At 59.2% G+C, this 12,058-nt stretch carries 9 protein-coding genes and 1 tRNA gene; 3 read left to right on the top strand and 7 right to left on the bottom strand.

Going from position 1 to position 12,058, the window contains the following annotated elements; all coding sequences use genetic code 11:
- The first annotated feature begins 14 nt into the window (after positions 1 to 14).
- Together AC07OE_RS19305 and AC07OE_RS19300 are read left to right on the top strand one after the other, a co-directional pair.
- Positions 15 to 90 (top strand) — tRNA-Phe (locus AC07OE_RS19305).
- Positions 91 to 316: 226 nt separating this feature from the next.
- A complete protein-coding gene (locus AC07OE_RS19300) occupies positions 317 to 898 on the top strand; it encodes a hypothetical protein (protein ID WP_495072185.1) in 582 nt (193 codons plus the stop codon).
- Between the two features lie 6 nt (positions 899 to 904).
- On the opposite strand, the gene AC07OE_RS19295 is transcribed toward AC07OE_RS19300, so the two are convergent.
- Both AC07OE_RS19295 and AC07OE_RS19290 read right to left on the bottom strand, forming a co-directional pair.
- Complete coding sequence (locus tag AC07OE_RS19295; protein ID WP_495072184.1) at positions 905 to 1,810, bottom strand: phospholipase A; 906 nt, start codon at positions 1,808 to 1,810, stop codon at positions 905 to 907.
- Positions 1,811 to 1,917: 107 nt separating this feature from the next.
- Entirely contained in the window at positions 1,918 to 4,032 is a 2,115-nt protein-coding gene (locus AC07OE_RS19290) for an ATP-dependent helicase (RefSeq protein ID WP_495072183.1), read from the bottom strand.
- A gap of 584 nt (positions 4,033 to 4,616) precedes the next feature.
- Between AC07OE_RS19290 and AC07OE_RS19285 the strand changes: the two genes are divergently transcribed.
- On the top strand, positions 4,617 to 5,006 hold the full coding sequence (locus AC07OE_RS19285; RefSeq protein WP_495072182.1) for a peptidase associated/transthyretin-like domain-containing protein: 390 nt from the start codon (positions 4,617 to 4,619) through the stop codon (positions 5,004 to 5,006).
- Between the two features lie 36 nt (positions 5,007 to 5,042).
- On the opposite strand, the gene AC07OE_RS19280 is transcribed toward AC07OE_RS19285, so the two are convergent.
- From AC07OE_RS19280 to AC07OE_RS19260, 5 genes are all read right to left on the bottom strand, one after another.
- A complete protein-coding gene (locus AC07OE_RS19280) occupies positions 5,043 to 5,225 on the bottom strand; it encodes an energy transducer TonB (RefSeq protein WP_495072181.1) in 183 nt (60 codons plus the stop codon).
- A 398-nt stretch (positions 5,226 to 5,623) separates the two neighbouring features.
- Positions 5,624 to 9,694 (bottom strand): pilus assembly protein, encoded by a 4,071-nt coding sequence (locus AC07OE_RS19275; protein WP_495072180.1) that lies wholly within the window; start codon positions 9,692 to 9,694, stop codon positions 5,624 to 5,626.
- A gap of 20 nt (positions 9,695 to 9,714) precedes the next feature.
- Positions 9,715 to 10,263 (bottom strand): pilus assembly PilX family protein, encoded by a 549-nt coding sequence (locus AC07OE_RS19270; RefSeq protein ID WP_495072179.1) that lies wholly within the window; start codon positions 10,261 to 10,263, stop codon positions 9,715 to 9,717.
- 68 nt (positions 10,264 to 10,331) lie between these two features.
- A complete protein-coding gene (locus AC07OE_RS19265; RefSeq protein WP_495072178.1) occupies positions 10,332 to 11,633 on the bottom strand; it encodes a PilW family protein in 1,302 nt (433 codons plus the stop codon).
- On the bottom strand, positions 11,630 to 12,058 hold the full coding sequence (locus AC07OE_RS19260; RefSeq protein WP_495072177.1) for a type IV pilus modification PilV family protein: 429 nt from the start codon (positions 12,056 to 12,058) through the stop codon (positions 11,630 to 11,632). The genes AC07OE_RS19265 and AC07OE_RS19260 overlap by 4 nt, the downstream gene beginning before the upstream one ends.

Raw genomic sequence — 12,058 nt, 5'->3', positions numbered from 1 at the left:
TAATTCAAGGCTCAGGCCCGGTAGCTCAGTCGGTAGAGCAGAGGATTGAAAATCCTTGTGTCGGTGGTTCGATTCCGCCCCAGGCCACCAAAACGCGAAAGCGGCTTCTCTGCAAAGGGAAGCCGCTTTTTCTTTGTGCTGTGCGCCAGCACACCCTCATGCTGAATTTCTCATAGTCCGACTGGCCTCTTGTCCCATGTGGGGCCGCACGGTACGCTTGCGCGCAATTCAAGGGGTGCCTTCAGGGAGGCAAACCATAATGTGGCAAAGGCCTGCATGCTGGAGTAACATGCAGGCGAAAACAAGAAGGAGTCCCATGTTCAGCAGGTTTCGGGGCAAAGATGGCACGCCGGACCCCAAGCAGGAGGCCCCGGATTCGCGTGGCCTGGAAGTCCGCGAAGACGATCCGGACACTGCCTGGAGCCTGTGGGATAGCGCGCTTGCCGAGCAGGACTCGCGTTTTAGCAGCCTGCCTCCCATCTCCTCTGCCATGCCTTTGGCACCCACTCCACCTGTGCCCCAGGTACGCAGTGATGTCCCTGCAGCGCAGCCTTTCCCGGAGTTGGATGCGCCTACCGTACCCATGGGTTTGGAGGAAGCTACCCCTGCCCAGCGCAAAGCAGTGGCGCTGGACATCGTGGAAATGCACCACCACCGCATAGCCAACACCATCCGCACCCTGTGGGGCTACAAGGAGTGCAGTGTCTATATCAACAAGCTGATCATGAACGGTGGCGACGGCATGGGCAATGCACGCATTGGCTTCAACCAGGAAGCCGCTGACGCGATGATGGTGCTGGCCGACCTGCACGATGCTGAGTTTGGCCCGGCCGACAGTGGCGGTGGGTTGGGTTTTGCCGATGCCTCTTTCAGCACCGGCATCAACGGCCACCGCTAACGGCGGCTACCAGTCCAGCAGCGTGAGCCCCACGCTGAGCACCGTGCGCCGGCGGTTGTAGTCCATCAACGAATCCCCATAGCCGCTGAACAGCTCGGTGTGAAAACGCAGGCTGCCACGCTGGTCGGTATCGCTGGCGCTGCCAATCTTGTGGAACCAGCCCAGGCGGACCGAGCCATTGGCATCGGCCTGCAGGGAGTGGCGCACGGTCAGCGCCAGCGTGTTGGTGGGGTTGACGTTCCAGGCCGCAGACACTTCGGCGCGGCCCACCAGGTCGGCGATGTCGGGGTTATCGTCGCTGGCGGCGTCTTCGGGCAATCGCTGCCACACGCTGGCATTCACGGCCACGGTATTGCCCAGTTCCAGCCCCGCACGCGCGATCACGCGATTCCAGCTGCGCGAGAGCGGCAGGCTTTGGCCGTTGCTCTGGTGGTTCAGGCTGATGCCGCCGTAACGCAGACGCCAACCCGAGGGCAGGGCCGACTCCACCGGGAAGATGTAGGTGAGCTCCGGCTCATGGTCGGTAGCGCGGAAGGGGCGCGACAGGTCGTTGTTGAACAGCTGCCAGTAGGACTGCTGGCTGTACGAAAACCACAGCGAATCCAGCCGGTTCGGGTCGCCACCGGTGAGCAGACCCTGGGCGACCTTGGTGCGCACCGAGAGCTGGATGCGCGTCTCGCTGGTGGTGTAGGGCTGGTACGTGCCTGTATGGCCCGCACTGGGTGATGTGGGCTGGGTATTGACACTGTCCGAGCCGATCACCGACAGGCTGATGGGGCGGTAGCCGCGCAAGCCGAAGGTGCCACAGTCGCTGGAGGGCTCCAATTCCCAAAAGCGGGACAGCGGCGTGGCCCGCGGGTTCTTGCAGCTGGTGTCGCTCTGGGGTGGTGCCCCAACGCTGTTGGCTGGCACAGTGGCCGGCGTGGTCAGTGCCGATGATGCGGAGTCACTTTGGGCGCTAGCCCCCGTGCAAACTGCGCAAGCAGCTATGAAAAATGTAGCGATTCGGGTGTGCAATGTCATCGGGGAGTGGTCGCCGCAGCGGTCGCGGTGGCTTGGGCTTTTGCGGCGAATTCGGCGCGCAGGGCGCGCAGCTTTTCGCGCGGGTCTTCTTTCACGGTGGTTTGGTCCAGGCCCATCTCGGCAATGAAACGGCTGGGCAGGGCGGCCACCATCTCGCGGCCTTTTTTGCGGCGGCGCGTCCAGCTCACGGCCAGGCTGCGCTGGGCCCGGGTAATGCCCACGTACATCAGGCGGCGCTCTTCCTGCAGGCGGGTGGCCATGTCTTCATTCGCAGCTTCGTCGGCCATGCTGGATCCACCCAGCGTGTCCGCACCGACGCCCAATTTGAAGGGCAGCATGCCCTCGGTCACCCCTACCAGCATCACATGCGGCCACTCCAGCCCCTTGGAGGCGTGCAGGGTGGACAGGGTCACGACGTTTTGGTCTTTCTCGCGCTCACTGATGGTGGAGAGCAGGGCGATGGTTTGCGCCACCTCCAGCAGGCTCTTGACTTCGCGCGTGGTGACACCGGCCACATCTTCGATCTGCCCACCGCAGCGTTGGGCCATCCAGTCGCAAAACTCCAGCACATTGGTCCACTTGGCGGAAGCTACTTTCTCGCTCTCCTCGCCGTCGTACAGGTGTTTCTCGTAGCCAATTTCCTTGAGCCATTCGGCCATGAAGGTGGCCGCCGCCTCGGCGCCTTCGGTGTGGCGGGCGCGGAACTCCAGGTCGTTGATGTAGCGGCCGAACTCGTGCAGGCTGCCCAGCGCCTTGGTGCTGAGCGCAGCGCTCAGTGAGGAGGAAAACAGCGCCTCGAACAGGCTCAGCTTGTACTGGCTGGCGTACACGCCCAGCGTACCCAGGGTGGTGTGGCCAATGCCGCGCTTGGGCGTGGTCACCGCGCGCAGGAACGCGGGGTCGTCATCGTTGTTGCTCCACAGGCGAAACCAGGCGCACAGATCGCGGATCTCGGCACGGTCAAAAAAGCTTTGGCCGCCCGACACCTTGTAGGGGATATTGGCCTTGCGCAGCGCCTTCTCAAACGGCTTGGCTTGGTGGTTGGCGCGGTACAGCACGGCAAAGTCGCGGAACTCCTTGTACTGCTTGCCCTGCGCGTCCACCACGCCCTCGGCACGCAGGCTCTGGATGCGGGCCACGGCGCGCTCGGCCTCGTGCTCTTCGTTGTCGGCATCCACCACGCGCACCGGCTCGCCCTCGCCCAGCTCGCTGAACAGCGTCTTGGGGAAGAGCTTGGGGTTGGGGCCAATCACGTTGTTGGCCGCGCGCAGGATGGCGCTGGTGGAGCGGTAGTTCTGCTCCAGCTTGATGACCTTGAGCGTGGGGAAGTCCACGGGCAATTTTTTGAGATTGTCCAGCGTGGCGCCGCGCCAGCCATAGATGGACTGGTCGTCGTCACCCACCGCGGTAAAGCGCGCCTTCTCGCCCACCAGCAACTTCAGCACCTCGTACTGCGTGGCGTTGGTGTCCTGGTACTCGTCCACCAGCACATGGCCCAGCTTGGCCTGCCAGCGCTCTCGCACCTCGGGGTAGTCGCGCAGCAGTTTGAGCGGCAGGCTGATCAGGTCGTCAAAGTCCACGCTCTGGTAGGCCACCAGGCGCTCCTCGTAGCGCCCCATGACGGTGGCGATGATGCGTTCGTTGTCGTCCGCGGCCTGGGCCAACGCCTGGGTAGCGGTCAGCCCTGCGCCTTTCCAGGCGCTGATGGTCCATTGCCATTGGCGCGCGGTGGCGGCGTCCACGGTGCCACCCGCGTCCTTCAGGATGCTGGTCACATCGTCGCTGTCCAGAATGCTGAACTGCGCCTTCAGGCCCAGCACGGAGCCGTCTTCGCGCAGCATGCGCACACCCAGTGCGTGGAAGGTGCAGACCAGCACGTCCTTGGCGGCGCGGCCAATGAGCTGTTTGGCGCGCTCGCGCATTTCTGCGGCGGCCTTGTTGGTAAACGTGATGGCGGCAATGCGGTTCGCCGGCAGGCCCATCTGGATCAGGCGGCCAATCTTGTGCGTGATCACGCGCGTTTTGCCCGAACCGGCCCCGGCCAGCACCAGGCAGGGCCCGTGCAGGTAATTGACAGCCTCTTGCTGGGCGGGGTTCATATCGGCGGCCATCGGTGCGCGTGCTCAGTATGCAAAAGGTGCTGATGATAGTGGGTTGCGCCACTGGTGGTTCTTTACTGTGCATTTACATGTGCTGCCAAATTCTTCCCAGATTGGTTGCCATATTGGGGCCTTGTTTCATTGAGAGAGATGTATGTCGCCGGAGGCACATTCTGTGGATGGTCAACTTTTTCAAGATATGCGTGTACTGGCTGAAAACATGGCAAGTCGTCGTCAGGCTTTGCGCTGGCTGGGTACAGGTGTCATGGCACCGCTGGCCTTGACTGCGTGTGGGGGCGGCGGTGGATGTGGTGGTAGCAGCACATCCAGCAGCGCCTGTTCTGTAATAGCGTCGGAAACCAATGGCCCTTATCCTGGAGATGGCACCAACTCTCTGAATGGCATTTTGGTGAATGCCTGGCTGCTATCGGGCATTGTGCGTAGCGACATTACCTCCAGCATTGTCTCCAGCTCCATGGTCGCAACGGGGGGGCTTGCAGGTGACACTCAATCTGGAAAACAGTCGGGCCAGTTGCGCGCCGTTGGCGGGATATGCCATCTATCTGTAGCATTGCACGCAGAGCGGTTTGCACTCCATGTACTCCACCGGCATCACCGGAGAGAACTATTTGTGCGGCGTGCAGGTCACCGATAGCAATGGCAGCGTTACTTTTCAAACCATCTTTCCAGGCTGCTATTCGGGGCGCATGCCGCATATCCATTTTGAGATATACGCTAGCGAGACTTTGGCGACCTCTACGCCCGCTGGTGACGGTATCAAGACATCGCAGATTGCATTCCCCATCGCCACTTGCAATGCCATGCACGCCACTTCGGGTTACAGCGCCAGCGTCGCGAATCTGGCCGCTATGTCCTTTGCAACTGACAATGTCTTTAGCGACGGCTACTCTACCCAGCTCGCAACAATGACCGGGAATACCAGCAGTGGTTATGCTGCTACTTTGAACGTGGGGATTTCGGTGTAGAACACGCCGTGTGTAGATGCAGGATGTGTACTGCACCTACTCGAGGTCGGAAACACGCAGCTCCAGATCCACTTGCGTCGGGACTGGTTTGCCATGCAGTAGTCCGGGGATATAGGCCGTGTCCATGAACATGGTTTTGATCTGCTCCACAGCGGGCATATCGCTGGTGGTGCTTTGGAGTACCACCACGTCTTGCACCTGACCTGTCTCGTCAATCAAAATGCGTAGCTGAATCGGCAGTCCTGAAAAATACAAACCCCGCAGACGGCCGGTATCGGGGGACGATTTTGGAACTACCGGTCCGTCCAATCGGTCCGCTGGAATAAACCGGGAAGGACTACCGAGTGTGTCCGCTATAGGAGGAGAAGGCGAGTCTAGCTCCGGTGCCCTATTGATGACTGCCTGTGGGCTAGGCCTGGCCTGAATAGTGGGGGATGGTGAGACCAGCCGTAACGTCACACCAGTCGGATCCACTCGGGAAACCGCGCCGGCATTCTCCGAGGGCCTGCGCTGCCATGCTTCCCATGCCAGCCAGGCACCGCCATGCGCAGCGACGGACGCCACTACGGCCAGCAACACCCCCTGCTTCCAGGGGGGGCGTTGCCGCTGCATAAACCTTACTGCCCTACGATATTGCGCCAGCCTAAACGTTTCACACCGGAGGAGGTCGATAGGCTTGTGGGCACGGTGACAGTACTGCCACTCGCATCCCCGCCAATCAAGCGCACTTTCCCGTTAATGTTTTGGATGGCCAGCTCAGTAATGATGCCAGAGGTGTTGCTTGACTTGGCAATGTAACTGCCAGCACTGTCCTGGAGCACGCTTTTCCCGGTGGAGATGTCAAAGCCCAGGATATAGCCTTGCCCAGAGGGCGAGCAGACCGTGCCATTGGGTAGGTTCACACCAAAAGCTGCGACGCCGTTGTACGCTACAGGGTCAACGTTGATACGTTCGGCATAGTAGGGGCTGCTGCTGTCTACCGACAAATCAAAATACCAGCCGGTGGCTACTGAGGGGGCGCTGCCAATGCCGTTCAGCATGCTGGTGTTGGCCTCCAGGCCGCTACGGGTCAACGGCGTTTCATAGACAGACGCTGCCTGGAACGCGCCGTGACCACTGGTACCGTCATAGATGGAGTAGACGCTCTGCACGGCCGTGCTGGAGGTGTCCGAGTCCGCCAGCAACCGCCCGGTGCCTACCAACACATAGCGCTTGGACGTGGTAGGGTGAATCTCTATCAGTGGGCGCGTGGTGACGGGCTGGGGTGTGCCCGAGGTCTTGTACAGAGTGGCCAGCTTGGTGGGCGCGCTGTAGGCTTCTGTGGTGGGGGTCAAGTCCAGCCGCCACAGGTTACCCTGTAGGTCACCGCCATACATGGCGTCGGCCGTGAAGTCTGCCTTGTTGGAGATGTAGGCATCGGCATGCGCCAAGTTCAGGGGGCTGCTGGTGGACCCCGTGGAGGTGGCCACGGTTTCCAGCAAGGCCCCGGTGCTGGGGTTCACAATGAAGAAGTAACCCTTGCCATCGCTGTTGTTATAGCCGGAGGTGAAGATCACCACCCAGCCGTATTTCTTGGTTTTCACCACTGTGGGGGCACCGTAGCTGTAGCCCATGCGTGCAATGGTTGTGGTGTCCGTGCTTGCAGGAAATTCCCACAAAATCTTGCCGGCCACGGCACTCTCGCTGGTCCAGTCTCCTGTGGTGACTGTCTTGGTGACTGTCTTGGTGGAGATACTGGTATCCGCGACGGTGGTGCTGGTGGTAGTCAGGGTGCCGGGGTTAGTTACGTCAATGGCGTAGAATCCTTTGCCCCCTTTGCCCAGGCCCCCAATCAACAGGGTGCGCCAGTCTGGCGTCGTACTTACTTTGGAGCACACACTGGTGCTGCTAGAGGTGCCGGCCTCGCACACGTTGCTCACATCTAGGTCAAATGACAACGGCGTGGCATCCACCATGTTGTAGTGCGAGCGGGTCGGGCTCCCGTAGGAGGCCAAGCCCGTAGTCGCCGCCGTGCTGGAGGTGCCGTAGACAAAGCTTGGGACATATGCGAACAGCTCTTGGCCACAAAACGAACAGGTCGTGTCGGTTGTCACGGTGACTGCAGTTGATGCAGTTGTTACGGCGGTGTAGCCTGGCAGCGTCCCATCGAACGCATGGAGCATGCCATCGTTGGCGCCTGCATACACTACGGTTCTGCGTTTCGCATAGGTGCGCTTGAAGCTGCTGTAGCCGGGGTTGTAGATGTCGTAGTACGACATGCTGGGGGCGCCTACTGCCGTCACTTTGGAATCTGCAATATCGCCCAAGAGGTAGCTGCGCTTGCGATAGATGCGGCTGGTGGACGTAGTGGTGGAACTCAATTCGTTGGTGCGGCTGCCGCGCAGGTAGTCCACATAGTCTGCCTGCGGCGTGCTGGAGGTCGATGTGGTGCCGGTGATGCTGGCAAATGATGCGTAGTAGAGACGCCCCGTGGTAGGGCAGGCGGCCAATGCCGTGCTGGTGAATTGAATACCTGCAGGCGTGCTAGCGCTGTCGCAATAACTGACGATATAGCGGGGCGAAGTGGTCAGATTACGCGCTTCCAAAAGGTCCCGACCGCTCCATCCCCTGGTATCCACGGAAGTGGCAACGCCCGCACTGCTGTATTCCACAGGCCTTGCCAATATATTGCCCGTCCAAGTGGTGGGGTCGTAAGTTGCTGAGTAGGCCGCATCCCCAGAATTGACGTTCGGCGATGCCATGGCATACGTGGAACTGTTGGCAGATCCCAATTCGCTGTCGATCTTGGCAAATGCCGATGTCAAGCTTGCCTTCATCGTTGAAGGCGTGTTGCCGAACAAGTAGTTGTCTGGTCGTTTATCGTAGGTGTCATAAGTGAAAGACACATTACTGTTGGACCACGCCGTTACGCCTGAGGAAAAGGTTGAGAACGTATCGCTATTGGTATACCAAGTTGCATTCGACAACGTGCTGGTGCTATTGCTGCTTGCGTAGGGAGAAAAGTTACTGGGTACCGTGAATCCACCATATTTGGCCGCCAGCCAATATTGATTTTTGCGCAGATAAGACGCCCCCTCTAACACGTCAACCCAATAAGTACTCACGGTCTGGCTCCCCGTCATATTGGTGTCGGAGTTCGTGCTGCTGGTGGTTGCACGCATATCCACGGTGTGCGCGTCGTAGGCCAAGCCCGCAATGTAGTAGGTGTTGTAATCGGTTTTGCCGTATTTGCTGCCTAAGCTACTTTCTCCCCCCTCCAACTGCCCCACCATATTTGTTGCCGTTGTGACACTGACCGATGTATCCGAGCTGACTTCGGTTGGCATGGTGGGTTCGGCGGTCCTTAGTGAGCTTCCGTACAGATTGCCATCCCGGTGGGTATTGACGTCGCCTATTCCCAGGATGAAGTTTTTCTGACAGGAATAGACAATAGGGTCTGCGCTGGTCCAGTTCGTGATGACCGGGAAACCGTCTGCCGAAGTGGCGGTGGTCCCTGATGTATAGCTGCTGACATTGGCCAGCCCTTTGTAATAACGTATTGTCGCGTAATACAGCTCGCTGACGGGGTCATAAGACTTATATGCCGTGCTGTTGTACCCGAATTTGTTCAGATAGTTCATCACCCCGCTGTTGCTTACCGTCACACCGAAATCGGTATAGGTGGCCGTGGCGTCGGTAGGCGCCGGGTTGGTCATCATCTTGCCGGTGGTGCCACTGTATTCGGGCGCGCTGTTCGCCACATCACTTGAACCCGGAACCGGTTGGTAAGGGCCGATATAAGCCATGCGTGCGCGCAACACACCACCGTCACGTGTGGCCGACGAGTCGTAAAGGTAGCCAAAGGCTGAGTACCGTAGCTTGAGCGCATAGGCCTGCATCAACCCCTCGGGCTTATAGGCAGAACCATACAGGGTGCAGTTGTCTTCTTTATAGGTGGCATTCACGCAGACGGCAACGTTAATGTAGACCTGATAAACCGTCCCCTCGCTCAGCGTGAGGCCGCTGTAATAATTCGTTCCCGTGATGGTGCTGCCGGAACTAAGACTTCCCGTTTTGGTGAAGAGCAAACGAACCCCTTCACCCCACGTCCGCGTGTACAAAGAACTCCAGCTCAGCGGCGTCGCGCCGCTGATGGTGCTTGCATTGCTGAGGATGGATTTGTTTGGCGTGTTACTAGACATACTGCCATTGGTGGACGCGTAAGTCTTGGTCAATATCGTGTCCAGATTGACGCTGCTGGTGCTGGTTGCCGTGTTTTCGTCGGTGCTGCGATAGCCGCCAGTCATAATGGATCGGAATTCATCCAATGCATGCATAGAGGCCCAGTTCATGTAGTTGCCACTCCAGTAGCCACTGCAAACGTGGCTGGTAGCGGTGCCGGCAGGATAGAAGTAGCTGCTAGCGGGCGTCGTAGTATTGTAACTATAGGCATAGCACAACGAGGAGTTGAAGTACCCCATATAGGTCGAACTCGCGCTGTACGCCGAGGTATAGGCAGGTGCCTGTGCCGTCGGGTACTCTACCGACAAGGCCAAAGCCAAATTGCCCGGTACTTGGACCGTGGAGAACATGGGAACGTCCGCCAAATCGATAGCCTGAGCTGAGGTGTGCAGGCCCACGAGCACGGGAAGAACAAGAATGGCGGCCTTGCACAAGGTATTGCGAATCACACGAATAAAAGCAGACATAGAAACTCCTGTGCCGCCCCTTAGGGCGGCGACACCATCATTTGTTGAAAGGTTTGGGTGTTGCGTGGCCCGTCCACGCGGACGGTGATGCGGTAGACGGCTTTGCCGTCCGCCAGAATTTGCTTTAGGCGTGCTGTGCCCTTGAGGTTGGGCGTACTGGTTTGCATGCTGCAGGTGGCATTGCTGAAAGCGCCTGTAGATGTGCACTGGCGGTCAATGACTGTGCGAATGGTGACTTGAGCATCCGTGTCGGTGATGTCATTGCTGCTCACAATGCCTGCAGTGGAAGCTGTCGTGTCATTGATGAGAACCAGTGGAATGCCCTGGTCATTGGTGTCCAAGCGCGTTGCACTGTAGTTATACGTACTGAGCGCGGACGCTTGGCGTGTGGATTCCGAGGCCAGACCTCCACTACTCAATGCGTAAATGGACTTGGCAAAGCCGCGCTCTGCCTGGTTGAGCAGGTCTTGCTTGAACGCGTAATTGCCAGCTTGCAGCAACGAGTTGGTAGTCGAGCGAGTGAGTGCTACTGCCGCTACCAGCATGAGGACCAAGCAAATCAGTGTCATCACCATCACTACACCGCATTGCGATGTGCGCAGTGTGCGTGGCGAGCTGGGAGGTGGGCGGCGGGCGTTCATAGGATGATCAGCGCGTTGCGCAACGGTATCTTGATATCCACGGTGCGGTAGCGGTAGTGCTGCTCCAGGCGCGTGGTGTCTTGGGCATCCGTTTTCAGGGTTCGCGTTGTTTGCTTGGTCGTCGCCAGATCAGGGAACAGGGTGATACTGCCGGTGGTTACCGCATCTTTTTCTGGCCGGCTGGTGCGCAAAATCAGGCCAATACGGACAGCCAAAATACGCTGCAAATGGTCGTTGGCGGTGGTCAGTGTTGCGCATGAGGACGTGCGCGCTGTGGTATCGGCTGGCCAGTTGACTTGTTCCTGCCCATATCCGGTCATCAGTTCCGCCACGGTGTAGGGGCTGGTCGTCGGCGTGACCCATTCATCGCTGCTGATCGTGCCGTCGCAATTGGCGTCCACCCCATAAAGGGCGTGCATTTCAAAAACTCCTTCTGCGCGCGCTGTGCTAGTGGTGGCGGTGCTGAGCAGGTCGTAGCTGAACAGGGTATTGTTGTCTCCCACGCCCAAGACCACAAACTGCGGCGAATTGCTGCTCACCACATTGCCCAGCGACATCACGCTGGATTCGATGGGCAGCGCGTCTACCGAGTTGTTGGTGCTGTGGTAGGCGCCCGCCAAGGGCAAGGTGTTGGTGGTGGTTAAGGTGGAACTTACCTGCTCGATGATGCAATCGGCCATGTTGATCGACGACACGGTGCTGCCCGAGGTGTTGTAGTTTGCCGAGGTGGGCTGGAGGGTGGCGGCCAGCACAATGTCATTCGCCAGAAAGCCCTGGTTGCTGGGCACGTTGATCACCGCAGCGCCCGGGTAGTCTGAAAACGCAGCAGCAGCGCCCCCCGTGCTGGAGGTGCCGCCCATAACAATCAGCATGTCGGAGCCCGAACCACTGACGCCGGGGGTGGTTTGGCTGGGCAGAATGAGCACGGGGGCCAACCGCAAATTGCCAACTGTGCTGACGACTGTGTTGAATGGCGCGGGAAGTGCGGTTTGGCGCGGGAGTATTTGGGTTTCAGTGCTGCCGCTGGTATAGCGCGCCCTCAAGGGGCAGCCAAAGGTGTAGGGTGCGGCCTGGCTGAAGCCGTTGCCGGCATTGCGCACCCATTGGTTGAATAGGTTGGACGTGTAGTTGCCGGCCTGGTTCAGGTCGTTCGTAGAAGTGATGGTGCGCTTGCGGCCCTCGGCATCTCTCATCACCAACAGCATGGCCAGGGACAAGATGACGCCAATCAGAATGCCTATCATCAACTCAATCAAGGTGACGCCTCGCTGGCGTGTTGCGATGAGGGCGAGCTTCACGGAATGACCACCTTGCTGTAATACGTGCTGTCGCTGGTTTGGGATGGGGGGCGCCAAGTGACCGTGATGGTGGTGGTGGTAATACCCGACGTGGTGCTGGACGCGATTACTCCCAAGCCATTGGGAAGGCCGGAAACCGTTGCGTCACTTACGCGCGACTTCCATGCAGTGAGTGTGGTGGGGGCGTTGGTACCTTCTAGCCACATGTCTGCCACCAGCTGGTTCACCAGGGCGGCCGCGCGGGAGCGGTCTTCAGCATTCACCGAATAGGCGACGGACTTGGCCTGCATGGCCACCATGCCCAACACACCCAGGGAAAAAATGAGTAGCGATACTAAGACCTCGATCAAGGTGGCGCCGCTCTGGCGGCGTGCGCTGGGCCACAGTGCTGTGGGTTGCGGACGGTAAAAGGGGTGTGTGCGCAT

It is taken from the genome of Rhodoferax sp. GW821-FHT09E07, assembly GCF_059416145.1.
The sequence above is the reverse complement of the archived record's forward strand: the minus strand, read 5'-3'. Positions and strand labels throughout refer to the sequence as shown.